The following is a 25,493-nucleotide window of genomic DNA, read 5'->3' as shown; positions in this document are numbered from 1 at the left end:
TCCAGGTCAGGCAGCGCTTCACTGACTTCAGGCAGAACCTGGTTCATGTCAGGCTGAGCTTGTCTCATGCCGCCGCCACCATATGATCGTTCGTCGCTCCGGCGGCCGTCAGCACGGCCCGGGCGACGATCTCGCGCACCGCGTCGAGCCGGTATTCGGCGCTGCCGCGCACATCGGCGATCGGCGACAGTTCCGTCATCGGCGCGGATTGGATCGCGCCGGCAAGCCCGCCATCGGCCGGCAATCCGAGCAACGCCGCCTCGACGCTGGCAAGGCGCCTGGCGACAGCCGAGCAGGACCCGACGGCGATGGTCGCTCCGGCAATCGTGCCGTTGTCGGCGACAAGGCGTGCCGCCACCATGGCGATGGAAATGACGAGATAGCGCCGCGCACCGAGCTTGACGAAAGCCGACGCACCGGCGGCGGCAAGCTTCGGCACACGGATGGCCGTCACCATTTCGCCCGCCTGCAAGGCGGTGCGGCGGTTGCCGAGAATGAACTCCTGCAGGGGCAGATGGCGCGTGGCGGCCGCCGAACGCAATTCGACCTCGGCATCGAGCACGAGCAGGCCGGGCACACCATCGGCGGCCGGCGAGGCGTTGCAGAGATTGCCGGCGACCGAGGCGACATTCTGGATCTGCGGCGAACCGACCTCGCGCGCGGCCTGTTTCAGCGCATCGAAAGCCGGCGGCAAGGGGTGGCGGATGAGGTCGGTCCAGGTCGTGCGCGCGCCGATGAAAAAATGGTCATCGGTCTCGGCGATGCCGCGCAGCGCGGCGAGACCGTTGATGTCGAGAACATTGTCGCGGAATGGCTTGGCACCCTGCGCCGGATAGAAATCCGTGCCGCCGGCAAGGATGCGCCAGACGCCTTCGCCAAGCAAAGCGAGCGCTTCATCGACCGTGGTGGGTTTCGCGTAACGGATCACGCTTTGCCTTCCCAGAGAGTGGGCCTTCCCCGAAATGGCCCTCCCGGGGCGTTTACCCCGGGCATGATCTTGCCGGTCCGCAAACCGGAAATTCATTCGTATGCAAATGATATCAAGCCGGTGGAAATTGTCAAAGCCAGAGTTTGGGCTGTCGTGCTTGCCAGGGTTCATGCAACGAGATTGTTACGCCTTCGGAGGTTGACGCGGCCGGCCTTCTGGTCAAGTTTCTGCCTCTGGTCGCGTTCGCGGCATCTTTCTACTGGAGCCTGAGCCCAAAGCAGAGAAGAAGGAGGCCCAATGGCCGACCAAGCGCTTGTTGTGATCGACCTGCAGAACGACTTTTGCCCTGGTGGCGCATTGGCCGTGACCGGCGGCGACGAGATCGTGCCGCTGGTCAACGACATGATCCGGCATGCCGACCATGTCGTGCTGACGCAGGACTGGCATCCCGCCGGCCATTCGAGCTTTGCCTCAAGCCATCCGGGCGCGCAGCCCTTCACCATGATCGAGATGCCCTATGGCCAGCAGACGCTTTGGCCGGATCATTGCATCCAGGGCAGCCTCGGCTCGGACTTCCATTCCGGCCTTGCCTGGACCAAGGCCGAACTCGTCATCCGCAAGGGATTTCGCCCTGCCATAGACAGCTATTCGGCCTTCTTCGAGAATGACCACACGACGCCGACCGGCCTTGCGGGCTACCTCAGGGAGCGCGGCATTGACGCCGTCACCCTGGTCGGCCTGGCGACCGATTTCTGCGTCGGCTTTTCGGCACTGGACGCCGTCAGCCAGGGTTTCAAGACCACCGTCCGGCTCGACGCCTGCCGCGGCATCGATCTCAACGGCTCGCTCGATGCCATGCTGCGGCGTATGCGCGATGCCGGCGTGACGCTTGAAGACCATTTGTCGGACTGAACGGACGGTGGGGCGGCAAGGGGGCTTTCAGGGGACTATCGCAGGCGTCACGGCGGGCGCTGCCATCGCCGTCGTAACGCTGTTCCCGGAAATAGCCTTCGCGGCCGAGGACCACGCTCTGCCCGGCGCCTCGATGTCGCTGTGGTGGGCGCTGCCTTTCGCCGGCCTGCTGCTGTCGATCGCCACCGGTCCGCTGCTGTTCCACCATGTCTGGGAACATCACTACGGCAAGATCGCGGCCCTGTGGGCCGGGCTTGTGGTCGTGCCGCTGGCGCTCGCCTTTGGCATTCCGTCGGCGACCGAGGCGGTGCTGCACGCGCTGCTCACCGAATACATGTCCTTCATCATCCTGCTGTTTGCGCTGTTCACCATTTCGGGCGGCATGCTGGTCGCCGGCAACATCCACGGCACGCCGCTGGTCAATGCCGCGCTGCTGCTGGTCGGCGCATTGCTCGCCTCGGTCATCGGCACGACGGGCGCCTCGATGATCCTGATCCGGCCGATCATCCGCGCCAACGACGCCAGGCCGTTCAACGCCCATGTCGTCGTCTTCTTCATTTTCCTGGTCTCCAACATCGGCGGCTCGCTGACGCCGCTCGGCGACCCGCCGCTGTTCGTCGGCTTCCTGCGCGGCGTCGATTTCTTCTGGACGACCGCGAACCTCTACCGTGAGACACTGTTCGTCGGCGGTGTGGTGCTGGCGGTGTTCCTGGCGATCGACGTCATCCTGCACCGGCGCGAAGCCGGCGCGCCGAAGATCAAGGACCCGACGCCGGATTCGAAGGTTCGCATCCGCGGCCTGCCCAACATTCCGCTGCTGGCCGGCGTCATCGGTGCCATCCTGCTGTCGGCAACGTGGAAGCCCGACGTCACCTTCTCCATCCAAGGCGTGACGCTGGAACTGCAGAACCTGGTGCGCGACGCCATCATCCTGGCGCTCGCCTTCGTGTCGCTGGCGGTTTCGCGCAAGGAATACCGCGCGGCGAACGGCTTCAACTGGGGTCCGATCACCGAAGTGGCGAAATTGTTTGCCGGCATCTTCATCTGCATCGTGCCGGTCATCGCCATCTTGAGAGCCGGTCACGAGGGCGCATTGGCGCCGCTGGTCGCGCTGGTCACCTCGGCGCAAGGCACGCCCAATGATCTCGCCTATTTCTGGCTGACTGGAGCACTGTCGTCCTTCCTCGACAATGCGCCGACCTATCTGGTGTTCTTCGAACTGGCCGGTGGCGACCCACGCCACCTGATGACCGAGTTCGCCTCGACGCTCGCCGCGATCTCGGCGGGTGCGGTGTTCATGGGCGCCAACACCTATATCGGCAATGCGCCCAACTTCATGGTCTACGCCATCGCCCGGCAGCGTGACGTGAAGATGCCCGGCTTCTTCGGCTACATGCTGTGGTCCGGCCTGGTGCTGATCCCGACCTTTTTGATCGCGGGCTTTGTGTTTTTCGGCTGATCAGCCAACGCCGACATAGCGCCTGACCGCCGATGGGTCGGCGCGCAATTCCTCGACATCCACCGTCTCGCGGTTGCGGCCGTTCTCGATGAACGAGACGCGGTCGGCGACCGACAGCACCGCGTCGACCCGCTGCTCCACCAAAATGGTCGAGACGCCCATGTCGCGCAGCTTAGCCACCGTCTCGCGGATCTTGGCGATCATCGACGGCATCAGCCCTTCCGTAGGCTCGTCGAGCAAGAGCACCTGCGGTTCGAGGCAGAGCGCACGCGCCATGGCCAGCATCTGCTGCTCGCCGCCCGACAGTGTGCCCGAGCGCTGGCGTAGCCGCTGGCGCAGCAGCGGGAAGAGGTCGAGGACGTTTTCCCGCGTCGCCTTGCCCTTGCCGCGCGCCATCAGCCCGATCTCGATGTTTTCCGCCACCGTCATCTCGGCGAACAGCCGCCTGCCTTGCGGCACATAGGCGACGCCGGCCTTCGGCACCTCATGCGCCGGCAGGCCGGTCAATTCTTGGCCGGCGAGCTTGATCGAGCCGGCGCTTGAAGGAACCAGACCCATGATCGCCTTCAACGTCGTCGTCTTGCCGGCGCCGTTGCGGCCGAACAGGCACAGCACCTCGCCCTTGTTCAGCACGAGGTCGAGCCCATAGAGCACCTGGACCTCGCCGTAGAAACAATCCAGCCCCGCGATCCGCAACGCTTCCGCCTTGGCCGCCTCGGCCTTGTTCGTCTCACTCATGGGGCGGTCCCCAGATAGGCTTCCTGCACCGCCGCGTTTTCGCGGATGGCTTCCGGCGTGCCTTCGGCCAGGATCTTGCCGGCGTTGAAGACGGTGATGCGGTCGGCGAGCTGCATGACGACGGGCATGTTGTGTTCGATCAGTAGCACCGTGGCGCTCTTGGCGATGTCGCGCACCAGCACGATGAAATTGTCGATCTCGCTGTCTGCCAGCCCTTGCGTCGGTTCGTCGAGGATCAGCAGGCGCGGCTTCAACGCCAGGCCCATCGCCACTTCCAGCAGGCGCTGGTGGCCGTAGGACAATTGCCCGGCCGGCATATGGGCGCGGTCGGCCAGCCCGGTGCGTTCAAGCGCCGTCATGACGCCGGCCTTCACTGCACCCTTGGAGCGGCCATCGCTCAGTGTGCGCTGCACCGGCAGGGCGACATTGTCGTAGGCGCTGAGGTTGGCGAAGACGCTGGTGATCTGGAACGTGTAGGCGATGCCCTGGCGCACCCTGACATAGGCCGGCTGACCGGTGATGTCGGCGCCGTCGAAGACGATCGCTCCGGAAGACGGCTGGATGCGGCCGCTGACCAGGCTGACGAAGGTGGTTTTCCCCGCCCCATTGGGGCCGATGACGGCGCGGATTTCGCCCGGCATCAAGGTGAAATCGACACTGTCGACGGCGCGCAGGCCGCCGAAATGGCGCGACAGGCCCTTGGTGGTCAAGAGCGGCGTCATGGCAGCCACCCGAGCCAGCGTTGGCGGATGGTGCCGAGAATGCCCTTGGGGAAAAACAGCACCAGCAGGATGAGCGCGATGCCGACGATCAGCAGATAGGCCGATGTGTAGCCGCTGGTGACGTCGATGACATAGTACATGAAGACCGTGCCGATCAGCGGCCCAAGCGTCGTGGCGGCGCCACCGAGCAGCACCCAGAGCAGCGGCAGGATCGAATATTGCACCGAGGCGAAGCTCGATCCGACATAGCCGAACAGCAGCGCATAGGCGGCACCCGCCGCCGCGCAGATCGTGCCGGAGATGACGACGGCTATCAGCTTGTTGGAGAAGGTGTCGTAGCCCAGCATCTTGGTGCGTTCTTCGTTCTCGCGGATGGCGACCAGCACGCGGCCATAGCGGGAGCGGACGATCGCCAGCGTGATCAGAAGCACGAGCGAGAACAGCGCCAGCGCGCTCATGTAGCGCACGGTCGGGTTGGTGAGGTCGAGCGAGGTCGCGCCGAGAGTCAGCACGCGCGCCGGCTGCGGCACGACCTGGCCCTGATCGCCGCCGGTCCATGTCGCGAAGTAGAGGATCAAGAGATAAAACACCTGGGCGAACATCATGGTGACGATCATGAAGGCGACACCCGTGGTGCGCAGGGCCAGCAGGCCGATCACCAGCGCCAGCATCGCTCCGCAAGCGATCCCGGCGGCAAAGGCCATGGGTACGCCCCAGCCGAGCTGGATGATGGCAAGGCCGGCGCCGTAAAGCCCGGCCCCGAAGAACATGGCGTGGCCGAGGCTGAGCAGGCCGACATAGCCGAACAGCATGTTGTAGCCCATGGCGAACACCGCCAGCACCATGATGCGGGCAAGCAGGCCATGATAGTACTCGGGCAAAACGAAGCTCAGCACGAAGAGCAGGGCGATGACGCCGAGATGCAGGGAATAGGCCTTTGCCGGCGAAGCTTCGCTCATCGCGATGCCGTCCCGAACAGGCCTTGTGGCCGGAACACCAGCACCATGGCGACCAGCAGCGTGGCGATGATCTTGGCCAGGGTCGGCGAGAAGAACATCGAGATGATGCCGTCGGAGAGGCCGATCAGCACGGCGGCGACGACGGTGCCGCGCAGCGAACCGAGGCCGCCGATGATGACGACGATGAAGGACAAAAGCAGCGGGTCCTGCCCCATCAGGTAGTGCGCCTGGCTGATCGGCACGATCAGCACCGCGGCAACCGCCGCCAGCATGGCCCCAAGCGCGAAGACGCCGCCATAGACGCGGTCGACCGGAATGCCGAAGGCCTGCGCCGTCTCGCTGTCATACTGTGTGGCGCGCATGATCAGGCCGATCCTGGTGCGCGTCAGCACCAGCCACGTGGCGAGCAAGAGAAGTGCCGACGCGGCGATGATCGACAGCTTGTAGCCGGAATAGCCGAACCACGGCAAAAGGATGCGGTAGCTGAAAGGCGGCTCGACCGGCCGCGCCTCCGGGCCATAGAAGCTCAGCGCCAGCTGCTGGATGATGTAGAGCATGCCGATGGTGGCAACGATGGTGGCTTCCGGATTGTAGTTGAGCCGGCGTAGCACCAGCCGTTCGGCGACCAGCGCAATAGCGCCGACGATCAGCGGCGCGATCACCAGCGCCGCCAGGAAGCCAAGCGCCGGATGGCCCGATATCGCCGTCGAGATCGCCCAGGCGAGCACCGCGCCCAGCATGAAGAACTCGCCATGCGCGACATTGACCACCCGCATGACGCCGAACACCAGCGACAGCCCGAGTGCGGTCAGCGCCAGCACGGCTGATGTGACGAGGCCTTCAAGGGCTGCGAGGAGGAGGTGCGGTCCGAAGTGCATTCAGGGGCGCCTTACCCTCCCCCACGTGGGGAGGGTGACCGCAAAGCGGTCGGGTGGGAGGTGGGGCACGGGCCATTGCAGCCCCCACCCCGTTTCACAGGCTTTGCAAAATGCGAAGCCCGTTCGCCGACCCTCCCCACAAGGGGGAGGGTGAGGCTCACAGCGCCTGCGTCGTATAATCCCCTTCGGCCTCGTAGAGCCCGTCCTCGATCTTGGTCTTATGCACCACCTTCAGCTTGCCGCCTTCGACCTTGGAGATGTTCTGGATGCCGAAGCACTGGTGGATCTTGCCGTTGAAGGTTTTCGCGCCCTGCGGATGTTCGGGGCCTTCGGCGAAGGCAGTCAGCGCCTCGGTTGCCTCGACCAGCTTGGCGCGGTCTTCCGGTCCCTTGTAGCCGGCGTCTTCCATCGCCTTCTTGACGACGTAGAGCGTTTCCCAGCAGCCGAACATGTGCGCGGCGGTGGAGACGTCCTTGGGGTCGCCGACGGCCGCACCATTGTCGTCGATGCCGACAGCGGCGCGATAGGCTTTCTGCGCCTCGCTGTCATCGGCCTGGGCATAGCGCGGCGAGCCTTCCCAGAAATGGCTGCCGTCGAGGAATTCCAGGCCGGGGCTGTTGATGTCGGTGGCCTCGAGCGAATCGATGAAGCCGAACAGCTGCGGCCGATTGGAGCCGTAGAATTCGCCGAGTTCCTTGACGAAGGTGAGCACCGCCGGACCGACCATGACGTGGTAGATCACCTCGGTCTCCGGCGGGATCTGCGGGAAATACTTGGTGAAGGACGATTCCGTCGGCGGGATGGCGATCTGCGCGATAACGTCGGCGCCCTGCGCCTTCAGCGCCGGCGGCAGGTAGTCGCGGTGGTCGTAGCCGAAGGCGAAATCGGGGAAGATCTGCGTCACCTTCTTGCCGGCATTGGCCGCGATCCACGGCGCCATCGACTGGATCTGGCTCTTCACATCGGTGATGCCGGGCTGGAAGACATAGCGGTTGAGCTTGGTCGAGGCGACGTGGTGGCCTTCGCTGACGACGAAATAGGGCATCTTGTTTTCGCCTGCGGCGGGCGCCGAGCCGATGACGACATGCGAGAACAGCGTGCCGAAGACGATGTCGGTCTTGTGCTGGGTGGCGAACTTGCCGACCACTTCGGCGCCACGGCCGGGATCGGTGCCGTCATCCTCGATGATGACCTCGACCTGGCGGCCATTGATGCCGCCGGCGGCGTTGATCGCCTTGACCGCGGCAGCCGTGGTCTTCTCGTACCAGCGGCCATAGGCGGCGCCGATGCCGGTGCGGTGCGACTGGAAGCCGATCTTGATCGGCGCCGAGCTTTGCGCCTGGGAATAGCGGACGAAGCCGGGCGCCACGGCGAGGCCGGCGCCCGCGGCCAGGCCCTTCAGCGCGGTGCGGCGGGTAAAGGTCGTCTTGGAGAGGTCGAAAAATCCGTTCTTGTCAGCCATGTTCGTTCCCCTGTTTTTTTGAAGTCTTGACCAACGATAAGGCGGCTTCGGCCTCCTCGCTCGGAGGAGGCGAAAATTGCATGTGTACAAACTAAATCACCAAAGCCCCGATGTGGCAAGCGAGCTTTCCCCAACGACATCGGGGTGCCCTTTTCTCATCCGGCGGTCGGCGTGGCAAGCAGCCAGAGGCCGAAGACCGTGTAGGCGATCATCAGGAGGGTGAGCGGAAACTGGCTGAGCGCGGCGCGGGCAGGCTGAGGATGCAGGCGCCAGGCAAAGCCGTGCGCGACAAGCACGGCGAGCACATGGCCAAGGATGATGGCGCCGGCCTGGATGTTCCACAGCCACCAGGCCGATTCCGCGCCGGCGACGATGCCGGCCTCGACCTGGATGTCGGCGGTGCCGAACAGGTTCCAGCCCAGCCCGATCGGGTCGGACAGGGAGGCAAGCGCATACTGGCCGTCGACCAGCAGCGCCGTCAGGTAGTGCGCGACATGGTAGGCAAGCGCGATCGGCACGATCGACCACACCAGCAGGCCGGTCGCTTCGCCGACGGGCGGACCGCTGCCGGCCAGGCGCTGGCCGAGGATGACGGCGAAAAGGAACACCGCCGACAGCAGGACGAACGTTAGGACGAGCCCGAGGCTGCCGCTGCCGATCAGTGCCGTGCGGCCCGGGAATTCGAGCGGATTGACGCCGAACAGGCCGAGCCAGAAGAAGGTCTTCGACAGGCCGTCGAAGGAGACCGAGGACAGGGCCAGCAGCAGGAAGGCGACGCCACTGGGCGGCAAAGGCTCCGCCGTCAGCAGCTTGGCGCCCGGCCAGCACAGTGCAAGCCGGCCGTCTGCGTCGCGCTCGACCGGCGCGAAGCGCGCCACCATCGAGTAGAAGATCGTCAGGAACTCGCCGCCACGGCTCCACTGGGGATAGCCGAACACCACCATGGCGAGGAAAGAGAACAGCCAGTAGAGCCAGGCGGCCCATGCGAGCCGCGCCGGATCGTCAGGCGCTGGATCGATGAGTTCGAACCAGGCAAAGGCGAAGAACAGGATGACGGCAGGCCAGCAGCCGAACCATCCGGGAAGACGCCATGGTCCGTTATCGCCTGTGCCGAGCAGGCGCGAGACGAGACGCCACGGTCCATACCAAGGGTTCAGCCATGACCAGAGGTCGCCGAAAACGCCTTGCAGCAGCGTTAGGCCGGCCCACAGCAGCGTCCAGATCACCAGCGGCAGCGGGTTGGAGAGCGGGTCGCGGCTGCCGAAAAGGCCGGCGGCAATGAGGATTGCAAAGCCGGCAAAGGAGATCAGGCTGATGGCGGTGCGGGCGCTGTCGCCGAGAGTGAACAGCGGCAGGCGCCGGCGCCAGAATTTATCGAGGCAAGCCGCAGGCAGCAGCGCCAACACGAGGAAGCTGACAGCAACCGCGAATGCGCCGCCGATCAGGTAGTAGCCGGTCGGAAGGAGGAGGACGTGGCCCCGGTCGGAGGCGTGCGCGAAGGCTGGGGTGGGTGCAATAAGCAGCGCGACAAGCAATAAAGCCAACGACAGACGACAGCGCTCTACGGCGCCCCCCTCTGTCCTGCCTGACATCTCCCCCACAAGGGGGGAGATTGCGATGTTATCCTCGGAAGGGAGCCTCTGCCGCTGAGGACTGGCGTCTGGTTGGACAGCCTGGCGCCCTTCCTCTCCCCCGTCGATCGGGGGAGAGGTGTCGAGCGCAGCTCGACGGAGTGGGGGTCGACCCTGGCGCGGGTCAAGACGATGCTTGCGCGTGGTCCTCTTTCCTATGTCCGTTGCGGCAACTGCCAAGTGGTTCCCCCACTCCGTCGCCGCTTCGCGGCGCCACCTCTCCCCCTCCGGAGGGAGAGGAAAGGAGCCTCACACCTTGACCAGTTGCTCCACGCGGTCCTTCTCGCCAAAAATCCTGAGATACCGCTGGATCTCTTTCTCATCTCCCGTCGCCTTGGCGGGATTGTCGGAGAGCTTCACCGCCGGCCTGCCATTGGCCTCGGTGACCTTGCAGACCAGCGATATGGCGTCGAGGCTGTTGGTTTCGATCGGCGCGCAGCCTTCGAAATCGTTGGTGAGATTGGTGCCCCAGCCGAAGGACATGCGCACCTTGCCCTTGAAGTGGCGGTAGGTCTCCTCGATCGTTTCGACCTCGAGCCCGTCGGAGAAGATCAGCAGCTTCTGCTTGGGATCCTTGCCCTTCTCGCGCCACCAGGACAGGATCTTTTCGCCGCCCTCGATGGGCGGTGCGCTGTCGGGGCGGAAGCCCGTCCAGTCGGCGACCCAGTCCGGCGCATCGCGCAGGAACGAGGCTGTGCCGAACGCATCGGGCAGCACGATCAAGAGGTTGCCGCCATAATAGCGCTGCCAGTCCTGCAACACCTTGTAGGGAGCCTGTTTCAGCTCCTTCTCCGAATTGGCCAGGGCCGCAAACACCATCGGCAGTTCATGCGCATTGGTGCCGAGTGCTTCGAGGTCATTGTCCATGGCCAGCAGCACGTTGGAGGTGCCGGTGAAGGCCTCGCCTATGCCTTCCTTCAGCGCCTCGACGCACCAGCGCTGCCACAGGAAGGAATGGCGCCGGCGTGTGCCGAAATCGGAAATGCGGATGCCCGGCAGCGCCTTCAGCCGCTCGGTCTTTGCCCACATCTTGGCCTTGGCGCGGGCATAGAGCACATCGAGCGCGAAGGGGCCGAAGGCCCGCATGGCGGCGCGGGATCTGAGTTCGTTGATGATGGCGAGCGCCGGGATTTCCCACAGCGTGGTGTACATCCACGGGCCGCTGAAGGAGAGCTCATACTGGCCGTCGCGCTTCGACAGTTCGTAGTCGGGCAGCCGGAAGCCTTCCAGCCAGGCGAGGAATTCCGGCTCGAAGATCTGCTTGCGGCCATAGAAATTGTTGCCGCCGAGCCAGATCATCTCCTTCTTGGAGAAGCGCAAGGTGCGGGCATGGTCGAGCTGCTCGCGCAGTTCGCCTTCATCGATCTCTTCGGCAAGCCGCACCGAAGTGGTGCGGTTGATCAGCGAAAAGGTGGCGTCGACCTTGGGGTACATGCCCCAGATCATCTGCAGCATCAAAAGCTTGTAGAAATCCGTGTCGAGCAGGCTGCGCACGATCGGATCGAGCTTCCAGGTGTGGTTGTAGACACGCCGAGCAATATCGGTCTTAGCCATGTTTCAACACCGCCTTCGCTGCCTGCTGTCCACAATCGCGACAGGCCTCATAGCATCGAATTGGCCGGAACGCTGCCCGCTTTCAGGCTGGCCCGACAAAAAGAACGGCCTGCGCACGGCCAGGGGTGGCCAGCCTCAGCCCGCGGTCTTCGCGCCAATGACCTTGAGTTGCGGGCGCTTGCGGCGGCTGATGATGCGGCCGGCGACCGGCGCGTCGGCGCGTCCGTCATCCCCGGCCTTCTCCGCGAACAGCCAGTCGATGAACACCTGCACGATCGGCGTCGTGCGCATTTCATTGCGGCAGACGACGTAGAAATCGTCGACCGCCGGCACCGAAAGGCTGAACGGCGCGACCAGCATGCCCCTGGCCAGCAGCGCGCTTGCCGTTACGGAATCGCCGAGCGCCACGCCATGGCCGTGCACCGCGGCCTCCGTCGCCATGCGCGCGTCACCCAGATGATGGCGGCGGCCGCGCTCGAGGTCCAGCGCATCGGCCGCCGCCAGCCAGGTATGCCATTCGCGACCATCGTCGCCATGCAGGAAGACATGGTCGGCAAGGTCCCTGACGCTGCGGATTGGCCGATTGTTGATCAAGGTCGGGCTGACCACGGGAAAAAGCTCCAGCCCCGACCATTTGCGCATCCAGCAATCGGCCCAGCTGCCATCGCCATAGTGCACGCAGACGTCGATATGCGGCGCGCGGATATCCTTGGGGTCGTTGGAGGGGATGAGCGTCAGCTGGATATCGGGATATTGCGCGGTGAAGCTGCCGAGCCTCGGCGTCATCCACAAAAGCAGCAGCGCCGGCACACAGGACACCGACAGCGCGCCGCTGCTGGCCGGCCGGGTCAGCCGCTGGGTAGCGGCGGCGATGCCGTCGAAGGCGGTCGATACCGCAGGCAACAGCTCCGCGCCATGCGGCGTCAGCCTGACCCGCTGGCCGACGCGCTCGAACAGCTTGACCCCGAGCGACTGCTCCAGCGCCTTGATCTGGTGGCTGACGGCGCCATGCGTGACATTCAGCTCACTCGCCGCCTTGGTCAGCGAGCCATGGCGCGCCGTTGCCTCGAAGGCGCGCAGCGGGTTCAGGGGTGGCAGGCGCTTGACCATGGATGCCCGGCTTCGTTGTGAGATTTTCTCACAGGAAACACCCTAACAATATCAATTGATTTTTCAATGCGGCTGCCGGACACTTCGGTAGAAAATAGCATCAAGACTTGAAATCTGCAGGCAGCCAGCGGGACCGCGACCCGGCCGGATGACGGTCGGTTCGCCAAACGTCAACGGTGGGCTGGCGGCATCAATCGAGGAGGACGGATATGGGTTACGATCGCGGCAAGCTCGACGCGTTGCGTCGCAAATATGGCGAGAGCCATGGCGGCGAGATGTTCGACCCGAAATTCCGCAAGGTCGCCGACAAGATCTTTTCCAAGAGCGGCACCAGGCTTGCGCCCTATTCCGGCATCCCCACCTTCCTCGCCGCGCCGTACCGCGAAATCGCGGCCGAAAATCCGGATTTCGGCGATTTGCAGGTGGCGATCATCGGCGTGCCGATGGACCTGGGCGTCACCAACCGGCCGGGCTCGCGCTTCGGGCCGAGGGCGCTGCGCGCCATCGAGCGCATCGGCCCCTACAATCACGTGCTGGAATGCGCGCCGACGCATGAGCTTCGCGTCGCCGATATCGGCGACACGCCGTTCCGCAGCCGCTACCGGCTGGAGACCAGCCATGAGGACATCGAGCGCCGCACCAACCAGATCGTCGATGCAGGCGTGCTTCCGCTGTCTGTCGGCGGCGACCATTCGATCAGCCATCCGATCCTGAAGGCCGTCGGCAAGAAGGCGCCGGTCGGCCTCATCCACATCGACGCCCATTGCGACACCAGCGGCCTGTTCGACATGACCAAGTTCCACCACGGCGGACCGTTCCGCAACGCGGTGCTGGACGGCGTGCTCGACCCGACGCGCACCATCCAGATCGGCATTCGCGGCTCGGCCGAATACCTCTGGGAGTTCACCTACGAGTCCGGGATGACCGTGGTCCACGCCGAGGAGGTGACCGGTCTCGGCATCCCGGCCATCATCGAGAAGGCGCGCAAGATCGTCGGCGACGGCCCGACCTACGTCTCCTTCGACATAGACAGCGTCGATCCGGCCTTCGCGCCGGGCACCGGCACGCCGGAAGTCGGCGGGCTGACGACGCGCGAAGTGCTTGAGCTGCTGCGCGGCCTCAAGGGCCTCAACATCGTCGGCGGCGACGTCGTCGAGGTGGCGCCGCAGTATGACGCCACCACCAACACGGCGCATGCCGGCGCGCAGGTGCTGTTCGAAATCCTGAGCCTGATGGTGTTCAGCCCGGCCATCACGGGCAAGGGCGCCTGACAGCTGAAACGAAAGGCGGCCGCCGCGCTGGAGCCGGCAGCCGCCTCAAACAATCAAAAGCTTCCAGAAAGGGGAATAAAAATGACAATCCATTCGACTCTGAAATCATCCTTCGCTGCCGTCCTGGTGCTCGGCGCCGCCGGCTTCGGCATCGCCACCCAGGCGGCCAATGCCGACGCGCTGGCCGACATCACCAAGGCCGGCACCATCAATGTCGGCGTCTTCGCCGACTTCCCGCCCTTCTCCTCGGCCAGCGCCGATATGAGCCTCAAGGGCTATGACATGGATGTCGCGCAATACATCGCCGACACGCTCAAAGTGAAGCTCAATCCGGTCGCCGTGACCGGCCAGAACCGCATCCCCTATCTCAACGACCATCGCGTCGACATTCTGATGAGCGTCGGCTACTCGAAGGAGCGCGAGCAGGTCATCGACTTCGCCGCCGCCTACGCGCCCTACTACATCGCGGTGATCGGGCCGGCAGCGATGTCGGTCAAAGGCAAGGAAGACCTTGCCGACAAGTCGATCGCCGTCAACCGCGGCACGCTCGAGGACACCTCGCTGACCGAGGCGGCGCCTGCCTCGGCCGACATCAAGCGCTTCGACAACTACAATTCGGTCATCCAGGCCTTCATCTCCGGCCAGACCCAGCTGATGGTCGTCGGCAACGATGTCGGCGCCCAGGTGCTGGCCAAGCAGGATGCGCTGAAGCCGGAGCAGAAATTCCAGCTGCTGACCTCGCCCTCGCATATCGGCCTCAACAAGAACGAGGACGGCTTGAAGAAGGCGGTCAACGACGCGATCGCCAAGATGCTGGCCGACGGCAAGCTGGACGAAAGCTCGAAGGCCTGGCTGAAGACGCCGCTCAATCCCGACAACCTCAAGGATTGAGTTCCCGTGGCCTTTGCCTGGCTCCCGGGTGCCTTGGGCGACATCGCGCACGGCGCGGCCACGACGATCCTGCTGATCGTCGTGACCACGCTGGCCGGCACGCTGCTCAGCATCCTGGGCGCCGCGGGACGGCGCAACGGCCCCGTGCCGCTGCGCCATGCCATCGGCTGGTATGTCGAGGTGATGCGCAACACGCCGTTCCTGGTGCAGCTGTTCTTCATCTTCTTCGGCCTGCCCAGCCTCGGCATCCGGCTCGACCCGATCCTGGCCGCCATGCTGGCCATGACGCTCAACATGGCGGCCTACACGATCGAGATCGTCGGCGCCGGGCTTGACGCCGTGCCGGGCGGCCAGACGGAAGCCGCCCTGGCGCTGGGCTTGAGGCCCCGCCAGGTATTCGTCAAGATCGTGCTGCCGCAGGCGCTCAAGATCATCTACCCGGCGCTCACCAGCCAGATCGTCATCATGATGCTGGAATCGGCCGTGGTCTCGCAGATCGCGGTGCGCGAGCTGACCTATGAGGCCGACATGCTCCAGGCGCGCACCTTCCGCTCCTTCGAGACCTATTTCGTCGTGACGCTGGTCTATCTCGCACTGTCGATGGCCTTGCGCCGGCTTCTGGTCACTGGCGGGCGCCGCGCGCTTGGGGCTGGCGTGTCATGATCGAGTTCACCTTCTGGGACATCGTGCGCAACCTCTTGCTGGCCACGCGCTGGACGGTGCTGTTGTCGCTGGCGGCTTTTGTCGGCGGCGCGCTGGTCGGCATGGCGGTGCTGTTCTTCCGGATCTCCAAGCACAAATGGAGCCGTCGCCTTGCCTCCGGCTACATCGCCCTGTTCCAGGGAACGCCGCTGCTGATGCAGCTGTTCCTGATGTTCTTCGGCCTGCCGATGCTCGGGCTCCGCATCGAGCCCTGGACCGCGGCGGTGCTCGGCCTCACCTTCTTCGCCAGTGCCTATCTCGCCGAGATCTGGCGCTCCGGCGTCGATGCCTTGCCGCGCGGCCAATGGGACGCCGGCGCCAGCCTCGGCCTGCACTATCTGCAGGAGCTCAGGCTGATCATCCTGCCACAGGCCTTCTCGATCACCCGCGCGCCGACGGTCGGCTTCCTGGTGCAGCTGATCAAGTCGACGGCGTTGACCTCGATCATCGGCTTCGAGGAACTGGTGCGAACCTCCAACGCCATCAACAACGCCACCTTCGAACCGTTCAAGGTCTACGGGCTGGTGGCGCTGATCTTCTTCCTCATGTGCTTCCCGCTGACGCAATATGCCCGTTCGCTCGAAAAGCGCGCGGCGGCCCGCTAGCCGAGATGGAGTAGACAACCGGCCGGTCCGTTCCCGCGGTCGGAAGGGACAAGCCGTATCCCAAGCGCTATTTCAGGGGCAGGAAGAGCTCAACGACCACTTCGTGTACCGGCCCGTCCGCAACGAGGGACAGGTGTCGTTGGCAATAGACCGGAAAGTCGCGCACTTCCTCGCCGCTGGCCGGAAGCCATTCACGATAAAGGTAGAGCGCGGCGGGCTCGAGATTGTTGGTGTTGCCGGGGTAACGCAGCACCGCGCAGCGTCCGCCTGGAATCACGCCGGCCTTCATCTGCCCGTCACTTTCATCGACCGGCTGATCGGTCCCGGCACAAATGTCCATGCTGTAGTCGGCAGGGATCGCGGGCTCCCGTTCGGAACGGAAGACATTGAAGGTCGGGCTTGTCTCGGGCGACAGGCCCGCCGCCTTGCGCCAGGCGATGAACCGCTGGATGGTGTCCTGAAGTGTCGCCCGGTCACCGCGATGCTCCATGATCGCCACCGGTGTGGGCGGCACATCGCGGATCGTCACGTCGTCGTGTTCGAAGATTATCTGCATGAGCGTGTTCCTTGCTTTTTCGAAAGGCCCGAAGGCCATGAGCCACGCCCCCCAGTCGGGAGATTTCCGAAACGACGAAGGCGACTGTCCGAACCGTTGCCGAAAGGCGCGGGCGAAGGCATCCGGTGCGTCGTAACCGGCATCCATCGCTATATCGGTGACGCTTTGGGCGTCGCTCGCGGCAAGCTTGTACGAAGCGCGCTTCAATCGGGCGAGCTGGACATAGCGATGCACGGAAACCCCGAAGGTTGACGTGAACTGCCGGTGGAAATGGAATTTCGAGAACGCCGCGACGCCGCTCAATGACTCCAGATCGAGATCGCCATCAAGATGCTGGTCTATGTGGTCCAGCACCCGGCGCATCCGGGCATGGTAGTTTTCAAGCGCCGCCTTCAACGTCTCTTCCTCCGTGGCACCACCAGATAGGCGCTCCCAGACATGTCGCGCTCGACCGATCTTGCGCTTTGGCCTGGCCGTCCCTTCGCCACGCAACCGTGATTTGCGGTAAGCCGGCCTGAGCCTCACTGTGAGCATAACGGCTTTTCGGCAGGGAGGGCGCTTTGGCGATACAGGCGAAACATTGTGCCGCTCTCGCGGGCCTGTTCGCCCTTTGGCTGGCACAGCCGGCCGCGGCCGCCGACCAGGCCCCCGATCTCATCCGCATTCCGGCTGACGGCAAGAATGAGCCGGCGACACTGGATGCAATGCTGTTCAGGCCGCAGGCGCAGGGGCCGTTTCCGGCAATCGTGGCCATGCATGGCTGCAGCGGCCTGTGGAGCAGCAAGAACAAGACGGAACTCAGCCCGCGCCATGCCGATTGGGGCCAGCGCCTGGCCGCTCTCGGCTATGTCGTGATCTTTCCGGACAGTTTCGGCTCGCGCGGTCTAGGCCCGCAATGCAAGAACGGCGACCGGGACGTCGAACCCTATCGCGAGCGCGTGGAGGACGCCAACGCCGCCCGCCGCTATCTGCAGACGCTGCCCTATGTGAAGCCCGACGCCATCGCTGTGCTCGGCTGGTCGAACGGCGGCTCGACGGTCCTCTACACGGTTCGGCCGAAGGACAAGCCGAAGGCCGGTACGCCGGACTTCCGCGCGGCGGTCGCTTTCTACCCGGGCTGCACGGCTCCGGCCGAAAAAGGCGATTGGGCGACCCGTGTGCCGCTGCTGATTGTAATGGGCGACGCGGATGACTGGACACCGGCCAAGCCGTGCAAGGCGCTGGCGGACGCCAACCCCGACAGCGTGAAGCTCATCCTCTATCCCGGCGCCTATCATGACTTCGACAATGAGGCGCAGACGCTGCACGAGCTGCATGGACTGGCCTACACGGCCAATGGCGACGGCGTCGCCCATGCCGGATTGAACCCGGCAGCCCGTGCGGCAGCGCTCAAGGACGTCCCCGATTTCCTCGTTGTGCTGAAGCAGTAGCCGCGTTGTCAGACCGGATTTTAGGCAGCGGCGGGCGCGCGGTTCAATGGCGGCGCCAGCCTCCGCGCTCAATGCGACCTTCGAGCCGTTCAAGGTCTATTGGGCTGGTGGCGCGGATCTTCGTCGCCATGTGCCTCCGCTGACGCAATACGCCCGCCGGCTCGAACGGCGCGCCGCCTGCCGAGCCGCGCATATGCCGCACTGACCAGCTCGACGCGACTTAAACTGGAAATCATCGGCCAGGATCCAGTCGGCAGCAGCAACGCAACGGCCGGGGTAGGCATAGAGCTTTCCTGCTAGGAATAGGGCTTGACATATCGTCGTGCGAATTGTCCATTCGCTGCTCGACCGGGCCGGACGGGGTTAACCTGCGCGTGGATAGACAGTCGAGCCGAGTGCTGTTGAAGACGGTTGGGCTGACAAAGGCCTTTAGAGGGCTGGTTGCCCTGCGAGATCATTCCCTCGAGCTCCACAAAGGTGAAATCGTCGGCGTCATCGGCCCGAATGGCTCGGGCAAGAGCACGCTTTTCAACCTGATCACCGGCTTCTCTCAGCCGAATTCCGGTAGCATCGAGATGAAGGGCCGCTCGATCGTCGGCTTGCGCACGTCGCAGATCGTCGCGATGGGCATCGCCCGCACCTTCCAGGGTTCTCGCCTGTTCGGCAGCCTCAGTGTCGCACAGAACGTGCTGACGGCGGCGCAGCTGCGCCATCCTGTCGGCTTCGCCGATACCGTGCTGCGCGGCCGGCGCTATCGCGAGCGGGTGGCCGCGACGCGGCAGAAGTCCGACGAACTCCTCGACCTGATGGGCCTGACGGAGCAGGCCGGCAGGATTGCCGCGGATCTTCCTTACGGCGATCAGCGGCGGCTGGAGATTGCGCGTGCGCTGGCGACCGGCCCGCAGCTGTTGCTGCTCGACGAGCCCGCAGCCGGGCTTGATTCCAACGAGACCAAGCTGTTGGCGGCGCTGATCCGGACGATCCGAGACCGCTACGACGTAACTGTGGTCGTTGTCGAGCACGACATGGACCTGATCATGACGCTGTGTGAACGCATCCAGGTGCTGGCGACTGGCGAGGTGATCTGCGTCGGAACGCCGGAGCAGGTACGCGAACACCCGAAAGTGCGGGAGGCGTATCTTGGCCACGCCTAACCCTGTCCTGCTCAGCGTAGAGAACCTCGAGGTCAATTTCGGCGCGGTGCGCGCGCTGAAGGGCATTTCGCTCGACGTCCGTGCCGGCGAGGTGGTGGCACTGGTGGGAGCCAACGGCGCCGGCAAGAGCACGACCTTGCGCACCATTTCCGGTCTGTCGCGGCCGCGTGGCGGCAAGATCATCTTCGATGGCAAGTCGATTGGAGGTATCGCTCCGTCGCAGATCGTATCTCTGGGCATCGCGCAGAGTCCGGAGGGCAGGCGCCTCTTCGGCGGACTGACGGTGGCCGACAATCTGCGGCTTGGCGCCTGCACCCGCACCGACAAGGAGGCCATCGCCAGAGACAGCGAGCGCATGTTCATGCTGTTCCCGATTCTCAAGCAAAGGCTGAAGCAGCTGGCCGGCACGCTGTCGGGCGGCGAACAGCAGCAGCTTGCTCTGGCGCGTGCGCTGATGGCGGCGCCGCGCCTGCTGCTGCTCGATGAGCCTTCGCTCGGCGTTGCGCCGCTGCTGGTGCGCCACATCTTCAGCGCGCTTGCCGAACTCAAGCGCCAGGGCATGACGATGCTATTGGTGGAACAGAACATCACGCTCGCCCTGGACCTCGCCGACCGCGCCTATGTGCTGCGCACCGGTCAGGTGGCGCTGTCGGGCCCGTCCGCGGAACTGCGCGACAGCGAGCGCGTGGCGCAGGCATATCTTGGGGCGGCAACATGACCCAGCTGGACTATATCCTTCAGCAGATCGTCAACGCGGTGAGCCTCGGCAGCCTCTACGCACTCGTGGCGGTCGGTCTGTCGATCGTCTTCGGCGTCCTCAAGCTGACCAATTTCGCGCATGGCGACGTGATGATGGTGGGCGCATTCGGGGTAGCGCTGCTGGCGGGAATCGGCGTTCCGTTCCCGGTCGCCGTGATCTGCGGCATCGCGGCGGCCGCCGTCACGGGCTTCCTCATCGAACGTATCGCCTATCGTCCGATCCGCGACGCACCCGACGTCGCGCGACTGCTGACAAGCCTCGCCGTCACCTACATCATCGAGAACGTCGGCATCCTGGTGTTCACCTCCTCGCCGCGCAATTTTCCACTCCCCGATATTCTCAACACCTCCTGGGAAGTGTCGAACGGCGCCATCACCTTCACAAGCATCAATCTCCTGACCATCGCGCTGACCTTCGTGTCGCTGCTGCTCCTCGGCTGGTTCATCACGCGCACCACGACTGGGCTCGGCATGCGCGCCGCGGCGGAGGACATGTCGGCGGCACAACTTGTCGGACTGAACGTCAACCGGCTGATCGTCGTCGCCTTCATCGTCGCATCCGCCTATGCGGGCCTCGCCGGCATTCTGTGGGCGGCTCAGGCCGGCGTGGTGCAGCCGCAGATGGGCTTCACACCGCTCCTGAAGGCTTTCGTGGCGGCGATCATCGGCGGCTTCGGGTCGATCGCGGGCGCCCTGGTCGGCGGTTACATATTGGGCGCGCTGGAGATCTTCATAGTCGCATTCCTGCCGAGCGCCGTCTCGTCCTATCGCGATGCAATCGTTTTCGCCGTGCTGATCGCCTTTCTACTGGTTCGCCCGGGCGGACTGCTCCAGCCAAACCGGGAGATCAAGCTGTGAGCCGGGAAGCGCGGATTACACTCCTCGTCCTCGTCGCCCTGGTGGCGGGTGCGGCCGTCGCTTTCGGTGCGCCGCATGTGCTGAGCGACTATTTCGTCCGGATTATCCTGCTGATCGCGCTGAATGCGATCCTGGTGCTGGCACTGTCGCTGAGCAACGGTTTTACGGGCGTGTTTTCGCTCGGCCATGTCGGATTCATTGGCGCCGGCGCGTATATTTCCGGGATCCTGTCGATCCCGGTGCAGCAAAAAATGGCGTTGCTGCCGCATCTGCCTGCGTTTCTGCATGCCTTCAGCCTTCCCTTCCTGCCGGCGACGCTGGTGGCGGGTCTTTTGACGGCGCTGCTTGCGGTGGTCGTCGGTTATCCCTTGATGCGTCTGTCAGGCTATTTCGTTTCGGTGGCGACGATGGGATTCCTGATCATCGTCAACGTGGTGCTGATCAATGCGTCGGATTTCACCCGAGGCGCCCGCACGTTCACCGGTGTGCCGCTGGAGACGACGCTGCCCTGGGTGATGGGCTGGCTCGCCATCACGCTGTTCGTGCTGGCGCGCCTGGTTTACTCGCCTTTTGGGCGCGCCATGAAGGCGGTGCGCGACGACACCATCGCAGCCAGCGCTGTCGGAATCGGCGTGCTGCGGACCAGACTGATTGCCTTCGTCACCGGCGCGTTCTTCTCAGGGGTCGGCGGGTCGCTCTACGCGCATTATCTCGGCTCGTTTTCGCCAAACACCTTTTACTTCGCGCTGACGATGAGCCTGATCACCATGTTGGTGCTGGGCGGCATGGGCTCGCTGACCGGCGCTGTGGTTGGCGTCGTCTGCGTTTCGCTGTTGTCGGAGGTCCTGCGCACGGTCGAACGCGGCTTCACGATCGGCGATTTCGCGGTGCCGGCCCTGTTTGGCGCCAGCCAGATCGTACTCGGCTTCATCTTCATTCTAGTGATGATCTTCCGGCCGAAGGGGATCATGGGGGACCGGGAGTTCACGTTCGGGTTAACCCAAGGATCGGCAACGGTGAACCAGACAGAGGAACGAAAACGATGATCAAACTCACTCGACGCGGCACCATCGGCCTGGGACTGGGCGCATTCTTCGCGCTCGCCTCGGCCAGCACGGCACTTGCTGCCGACACGATCAAGATCGGCTATCCGGCAAACCTGACCGGCATCCAGGCCTCACTCGATGGTCCCATGCTGAACGGCGCCAAACTGGCAGCGAGCGAAATCAACGCCTCCGGCGGCGTGCTCGGCCAGCAGATAGAACTGGTGATCTACGACTCCAAGAGCGATTCGACGACGATCTCGACCGTCGCCAGCCAGTTGATCGACAGCGACAAGGTCGTCGGCATCATCGGCTTCGCCGATTCCGACTCGGTGCTGGCCATCGGACCGCAGGTCCAGAAGGCGCAGATACCATTCATCACGCCCGGCGCGACCTCTCCGAAATTGCCGGGCCAGCTCGGCAACGAAATCTTCCTCGCCGCTTTCGGCGACAATGTTCAGGCCGCGGTCGGCGCGGAGTTTGCGCTGAACAAGCTGAACGGCAAGACCGCCTACCTACTGACCGACATCGGCACCGAGTACACAACGCTGCTGTCGGACTATTTCGTCGCCGCCTACGAGCATGGCGGGGGTAGGATTTTGGAGCGCGACACCTACAAGATCGGCGACAAGACTTTTACCGCCCAGATTGCCAAGCTGAAGGCGCTGTCGCCTCAGCCTGACTTCGTCTATGCCTCGTCGAATGCCGAGGAAATCGGCCTGATCCTGAAGCAGATGCGCCAGGCCGGCATCAATCTGCCGGTGGTCGGCGGCGACGGCTACGACACGCCGTTGCTGATCCAGGTCGGCGGCGACGCGGCCAAGGATACCTACTTCACAACCCACGCCTATATCGGTGAGGGCGCCGCCCCGAAAGTGCAGGCCTTCATCGACGCCTACACCAAGTCGGTCGGCAATGCCCCGGAGAACGCCTTCGCGGCGCTCGGCTACGACTCGGTCAAGCTGATGGCCGATGCGATCAAGCGCGCCGGCGCGCCGGATCCGGCCAAGATCCGCGACGCGCTTGCCGCCACGTCCGGGCTCGATGGCGTGACCGGCACGATCACCTACCGTCCGGGCATTTCGGTGCCGGACAAGTCGGTATCGGTCATTGGTGTCAAGGACGGCAAGCTTGTCTTGGCAAGCGAAGCGGCGCCGACCTTCGTCGCGGAGCCGTGATCTTGTCGATTCCGGGTTCGCTTTGGGACATCTACCGGTCGCGGCTGTCAGCCGCGACCTTCACCGACCTGACACATGGCTTTCGTCCGGGCCAGCCGCATTTCCCGGCCTTTCCGGATGAGCAGCGCAGCGCCTTGCTCGATTATTCGAAGGGCGACGCCTTCCAGGTCCACCACTACGCCTTCGTCGGGCAATGGGGCACGCATGTCGACCCGCCGGTGCACTTTATCGACGGCGGCCGCTCGATCGACCAACTGCCGGTGTCGGAGATGCTTCTGCCGCTGGTCATCCTCGACATCAGCGACAGGGTCGCCGCCGATCCCGACGCGACGCCGACGCTGGACGATATTTCCGCCTGGGAGGCCAGGAACGGCCGGATCCCCGAAAAGTGTTTTGTCGCGCTTCGCACCGGGTGGTGGCCGCGCTGGCCGGACCCCGTGAAGTTTCAGAACAAGTCGGCCGACGGTATCTCGCATGCGCCGGGCTGGTCGAAGCCGGTGCTGGAGGAACTTTTGGAACGCCGCGGTGTCACCGCCATCGGGCACGAGGGCATGGACACCGACCCCGGCCTCGCCACGTCGGCAGGCGATGCAAGCCTGGAGTATTATGTGCTGTCCCGCGACTGCTGGCAGATCGAGCTCTTGGCCAATCTCGACAAGGTGCCAGAGGCCGGCGCGTTGATAATGGCAACCTGGCCGAAGCCGACGGCCGGATCCGGCTTCCCGGCTCGCGCCGTCGCCATCCACGAAGCGGCCGGCTGAACGCCTGAACCGCGGCTGGCGGCGGCCTTGGGACCGCCGCGCAACGATCATCAGGACACGGAAATTCAGACATGGATATAAACACAGTCCGCGATGCTTTTCCGGCGATGGCGAGCGATGCCGCACCGACGAAGCGGATTTTCTTCGACAATCCCGCGGGGACCCAGATGGCGGGCCGATCGATAGAACGTATGACGCGTGCCATGATCGAGAACAACGCCAATCTTGGCGGCTATTTCGAAACCTCGCTCGCGGCCCAGGCCATGGTCGACGACGCGCATCAGGCGATGGCCGACTTCTTCAACGCCGCCGACCGGCGTGAGGTGGTGTTCGGCCAAAATATGACGACTCTGACTTTCGCCGTGTCGCGCGCCATCGGCCGCGATCTGAACGCCGGCGACGCCATCGTTTTGACGCGCATGGATCATGACGCCAACGTCGCGCCCTGGCTGATGCTTGCGCAGGACCGCGGGCTTGAAGTGCGCTGGATCGATCTTGACCCAAAAACCTTCGAACTCGACTTGTCGTCGCTGGAGGCGACTGTCGACGAGAAGGTCAGGCTCGTCGCCGTCGGCTATGCCAGCAACGTTACCGGCACGATCAACGACGTGAAGCGGATCGCGCAGCGCGCACGCGCGGTCGGGGCGCTAAGCTATGTCGATGCGGTGCAGTTCGCGCCGCATGGGGTGATCGACGTCCAGGCGATTGGCTGTGATTTCCTGGTTTGCTCGGCCTACAAATTTTTTGGACCGCACCACGGCGTGTTATGGGGCCGGTTCGATCTGCTGCAGGCGCTGACCGCCTATAAGGTGCGTGCGGCTTCGAACACGCCTCCTGGGAAATTCGAGACGGGGACGACAAGCCGCGAGGCGCTTGCCGGGGTGCTTGGCGCGGTCGAGCACTATGCCTGGCTCGGACAGTCCTTTGGCAATATCCACCCGCAGGCGACGCGGCGTGAGCGGATCGTCGCCGGCATTGAAGTCGCCGATCGTTATGAGCGCGTCCTGACGGCGCGGCTGATTGCCGGACTGTCCAGAATCGATGGCGTCGTCATTCAGGGTATAACCGATGTGGCGGCGCAGGCGCGCCGGGTGCCGACCGTGTCGATCACCGTCGAAGGGACCGACCCCGCCGACATCGCAAAGGCGATGGCAAAGGAAGGCATCTATCTTTGGCACGGCCATAATTACGGTTTGGAGCCGATCAGGCGCCTGGGGCTCGCGGACCGGAACGGCGTCGTGCGCATCGGGCTCGCCCACTATAACACCGAGGCGGAAGTCGATTTCCTGTTGGCGAAGCTGGCGGACTGGATAAAGATGCGGACTTGACATGCGCGACCGAAACGAAACCCCGAGGATCGGCGTCAAGCTGCGCCACGCCAGACAGGTGCTTGGCCTCAGTCTGGAGGAACTCGGCGCCCGCATCGGCCTGACGGAAGGTTATCTGTCGAAGATTGAGAACGACCTGGCGACGCCCTCGATGGCGGCCCTGCACCGGCTTGTGCAGGCGCTGGGCATCAACATGAACGCGATGTTCGGCACGCTGCAGCACAATGCCTCGGAAGTGTTCGTGTTGCGGAAAAACGAGCGTCCGCACATGGAGACGGGACATCGGCGTTCGGGCAACCATGTCGTGCTCGAGCAACTGGTACCATCCGGTCCGGAATATCTGCTGCAGATCAACGTCCATGTGATCGAGGCCGGTGGCGGCAGCCCCGAGTTGATCAGCCATAAGGGACAGGAATTCGGCTACATGCTCGAAGGTTCCGTCGAGTTGCTGGTCGAGTCGAACGTGGTGGCGCTCGAGGCGGGCGACGCGTTCTATTTCAACTCCGAACTCGGCCATGGCTACCGCAATGTCGGTTCGATCACCGCCCGTATCCTCTGGGTCAACACGCCGCCGACATTCTGACCGCATCCATCGCGGCGCAAA

Annotated in this window: 26 protein-coding genes; 16 read left to right on the top strand and 10 right to left on the bottom strand. The window is 64.2% G+C overall.

Going from position 1 to position 25,493, the window contains the following annotated elements:
- Positions 1 to 64: 64 nt before the first annotated feature.
- Positions 65 to 928: an FAD binding domain-containing protein gene (locus tag AC1DPX_RS03410; RefSeq protein ID WP_477234577.1), complete on the bottom strand. Its 864-nt coding sequence runs from the start codon at positions 926 to 928 to the stop codon at positions 65 to 67.
- Between the two features lie 297 nt (positions 929 to 1,225).
- Between AC1DPX_RS03410 and pncA the strand changes: the two genes are divergently transcribed.
- Together pncA and AC1DPX_RS03400 are read left to right on the top strand one after the other, a co-directional pair.
- Complete coding sequence (pncA, locus tag AC1DPX_RS03405; protein ID WP_477234575.1) at positions 1,226 to 1,840, top strand: bifunctional nicotinamidase/pyrazinamidase; 615 nt, start codon at positions 1,226 to 1,228, stop codon at positions 1,838 to 1,840.
- A gap of 7 nt (positions 1,841 to 1,847) precedes the next feature.
- A complete protein-coding gene (locus AC1DPX_RS03400) occupies positions 1,848 to 3,299 on the top strand; it encodes a sodium:proton antiporter (protein ID WP_477234573.1) in 1,452 nt (483 codons plus the stop codon).
- On the opposite strand, the gene AC1DPX_RS03395 is transcribed toward AC1DPX_RS03400, so the two are convergent.
- The 8 genes from AC1DPX_RS03395 to gcvA all read right to left on the bottom strand — a co-directional run bounded on the left by AC1DPX_RS03395 (position 3,300) and on the right by gcvA (position 12,353).
- Positions 3,300 to 4,037 carry an ABC transporter ATP-binding protein gene (locus tag AC1DPX_RS03395; protein ID WP_477234571.1) on the bottom strand — a complete coding sequence of 246 codons (738 nt, stop codon included), beginning with the start codon at positions 4,035 to 4,037 and terminating at the stop codon, positions 3,300 to 3,302.
- Complete coding sequence (locus tag AC1DPX_RS03390) at positions 4,034 to 4,759, bottom strand: ABC transporter ATP-binding protein (protein ID WP_202356818.1); 726 nt, start codon at positions 4,757 to 4,759, stop codon at positions 4,034 to 4,036. Before AC1DPX_RS03390 ends, AC1DPX_RS03395 begins: the two co-directional genes overlap by 4 nt.
- Positions 4,756 to 5,718, bottom strand: a complete 963-nt coding sequence (locus AC1DPX_RS03385) for a branched-chain amino acid ABC transporter permease (protein WP_477234569.1) — start codon at positions 5,716 to 5,718, stop codon at positions 4,756 to 4,758. Before AC1DPX_RS03385 ends, AC1DPX_RS03390 begins: the two co-directional genes overlap by 4 nt.
- A complete protein-coding gene (locus AC1DPX_RS03380; RefSeq protein ID WP_202356816.1) occupies positions 5,715 to 6,596 on the bottom strand; it encodes a branched-chain amino acid ABC transporter permease in 882 nt (293 codons plus the stop codon). The genes AC1DPX_RS03385 and AC1DPX_RS03380 overlap by 4 nt, the downstream gene beginning before the upstream one ends.
- 157 nt (positions 6,597 to 6,753) lie before the next feature.
- On the bottom strand, positions 6,754 to 8,058 hold the full coding sequence (locus tag AC1DPX_RS03375) for an ABC transporter substrate-binding protein (protein WP_202356815.1): 1,305 nt from the start codon (positions 8,056 to 8,058) through the stop codon (positions 6,754 to 6,756).
- Positions 8,059 to 8,213: 155 nt separating this feature from the next.
- Complete coding sequence (locus AC1DPX_RS03370) at positions 8,214 to 9,650, bottom strand: hypothetical protein (protein ID WP_477234567.1); 1,437 nt, start codon at positions 9,648 to 9,650, stop codon at positions 8,214 to 8,216.
- A gap of 288 nt (positions 9,651 to 9,938) precedes the next feature.
- The gene (gene pncB, locus AC1DPX_RS03365; RefSeq protein ID WP_477234565.1) at positions 9,939 to 11,243 is read right to left on the bottom strand and encodes a nicotinate phosphoribosyltransferase; all 1,305 of its coding nucleotides are present in this window, start codon (positions 11,241 to 11,243) and stop codon (positions 9,939 to 9,941) included.
- 135 nt (positions 11,244 to 11,378) lie between these two features.
- On the bottom strand, positions 11,379 to 12,353 hold the full coding sequence (gcvA, locus tag AC1DPX_RS03360) for a transcriptional regulator GcvA (RefSeq protein WP_202351944.1): 975 nt from the start codon (positions 12,351 to 12,353) through the stop codon (positions 11,379 to 11,381).
- Positions 12,354 to 12,562: 209 nt separating this feature from the next.
- On the opposite strand from gcvA, the gene speB reads away from it, so the two are divergent.
- The 4 genes from speB (at position 12,563) to AC1DPX_RS03340 (ending at position 15,822) form a co-directional block, all read left to right on the top strand.
- The gene (gene speB, locus AC1DPX_RS03355; protein WP_140889893.1) at positions 12,563 to 13,624 is read left to right on the top strand and encodes an agmatinase; all 1,062 of its coding nucleotides are present in this window, start codon (positions 12,563 to 12,565) and stop codon (positions 13,622 to 13,624) included.
- Between the two features lie 81 nt (positions 13,625 to 13,705).
- Positions 13,706 to 14,515, top strand: a complete 810-nt coding sequence (locus AC1DPX_RS03350) for a transporter substrate-binding domain-containing protein (protein ID WP_477234564.1) — start codon at positions 13,706 to 13,708, stop codon at positions 14,513 to 14,515.
- A gap of 6 nt (positions 14,516 to 14,521) precedes the next feature.
- Positions 14,522 to 15,178 carry an amino acid ABC transporter permease gene (locus tag AC1DPX_RS03345; RefSeq protein ID WP_202356811.1) on the top strand — a complete coding sequence of 219 codons (657 nt, stop codon included), beginning with the start codon at positions 14,522 to 14,524 and terminating at the stop codon, positions 15,176 to 15,178.
- Positions 15,175 to 15,822, top strand: a complete 648-nt coding sequence (locus tag AC1DPX_RS03340; protein ID WP_038651269.1) for an amino acid ABC transporter permease — start codon at positions 15,175 to 15,177, stop codon at positions 15,820 to 15,822. The genes AC1DPX_RS03345 and AC1DPX_RS03340 overlap by 4 nt, the downstream gene beginning before the upstream one ends.
- Before the next feature lie 67 nt (positions 15,823 to 15,889).
- Here the strand turns inward: AC1DPX_RS03340 and AC1DPX_RS03335 are convergent, their stop codons facing one another.
- Complete coding sequence (locus tag AC1DPX_RS03335; RefSeq protein WP_477234562.1) at positions 15,890 to 16,774, bottom strand: AraC family transcriptional regulator; 885 nt, start codon at positions 16,772 to 16,774, stop codon at positions 15,890 to 15,892.
- A 164-nt stretch (positions 16,775 to 16,938) separates the two neighbouring features.
- Here AC1DPX_RS03335 and AC1DPX_RS03330 point away from each other — a divergent pair, with 164 nt between their 5' ends.
- The 10 genes from AC1DPX_RS03330 (at position 16,939) to AC1DPX_RS03285 (ending at position 25,472) form a co-directional block, all read left to right on the top strand.
- Positions 16,939 to 17,808 carry a dienelactone hydrolase family protein gene (locus AC1DPX_RS03330; RefSeq protein WP_477234560.1) on the top strand — a complete coding sequence of 290 codons (870 nt, stop codon included), beginning with the start codon at positions 16,939 to 16,941 and terminating at the stop codon, positions 17,806 to 17,808.
- Between the two features lie 46 nt (positions 17,809 to 17,854).
- Positions 17,855 to 18,013, top strand: a complete 159-nt coding sequence (locus tag AC1DPX_RS03325) for a hypothetical protein (protein ID WP_202359566.1) — start codon at positions 17,855 to 17,857, stop codon at positions 18,011 to 18,013.
- 169 nt (positions 18,014 to 18,182) lie between these two features.
- Positions 18,183 to 18,962 carry an ABC transporter ATP-binding protein gene (locus AC1DPX_RS03320; protein WP_477234558.1) on the top strand — a complete coding sequence of 260 codons (780 nt, stop codon included), beginning with the start codon at positions 18,183 to 18,185 and terminating at the stop codon, positions 18,960 to 18,962.
- Positions 18,949 to 19,680 carry an ABC transporter ATP-binding protein gene (locus AC1DPX_RS03315; protein WP_244730654.1) on the top strand — a complete coding sequence of 244 codons (732 nt, stop codon included), beginning with the start codon at positions 18,949 to 18,951 and terminating at the stop codon, positions 19,678 to 19,680. Before AC1DPX_RS03320 ends, AC1DPX_RS03315 begins: the two co-directional genes overlap by 14 nt.
- Positions 19,677 to 20,579: a branched-chain amino acid ABC transporter permease gene (locus tag AC1DPX_RS03310; RefSeq protein ID WP_477234556.1), complete on the top strand. Its 903-nt coding sequence runs from the start codon at positions 19,677 to 19,679 to the stop codon at positions 20,577 to 20,579. The genes AC1DPX_RS03315 and AC1DPX_RS03310 overlap by 4 nt, the downstream gene beginning before the upstream one ends.
- Positions 20,576 to 21,625, top strand: coding sequence for a branched-chain amino acid ABC transporter permease (locus AC1DPX_RS03305; RefSeq protein WP_477234554.1), 1,050 nt, complete (start codon positions 20,576 to 20,578; stop codon positions 21,623 to 21,625). The genes AC1DPX_RS03310 and AC1DPX_RS03305 overlap by 4 nt, the downstream gene beginning before the upstream one ends.
- Positions 21,622 to 22,800, top strand: a complete 1,179-nt coding sequence (locus AC1DPX_RS03300; RefSeq protein WP_477234552.1) for an ABC transporter substrate-binding protein — start codon at positions 21,622 to 21,624, stop codon at positions 22,798 to 22,800. Before AC1DPX_RS03305 ends, AC1DPX_RS03300 begins: the two co-directional genes overlap by 4 nt.
- A 2-nt stretch (positions 22,801 to 22,802) precedes the next feature.
- Positions 22,803 to 23,561, top strand: a complete 759-nt coding sequence (locus AC1DPX_RS03295; protein WP_477234550.1) for a cyclase family protein — start codon at positions 22,803 to 22,805, stop codon at positions 23,559 to 23,561.
- Between the two features lie 71 nt (positions 23,562 to 23,632).
- Positions 23,633 to 24,889: a cysteine desulfurase-like protein gene (locus tag AC1DPX_RS03290; RefSeq protein WP_477234548.1), complete on the top strand. Its 1,257-nt coding sequence runs from the start codon at positions 23,633 to 23,635 to the stop codon at positions 24,887 to 24,889.
- 1 nt (position 24,890) lies between these two features.
- Positions 24,891 to 25,472: a cupin domain-containing protein gene (locus AC1DPX_RS03285; protein WP_202356804.1), complete on the top strand. Its 582-nt coding sequence runs from the start codon at positions 24,891 to 24,893 to the stop codon at positions 25,470 to 25,472.
- Positions 25,473 to 25,493: the final 21 nt, after the last annotated feature.

This window comes from Mesorhizobium sp. 01N446, from assembly GCF_056399285.1.
Note: the sequence above shows the minus strand (reverse complement) of the source record. Positions and strands in the feature narration are given on the sequence as shown.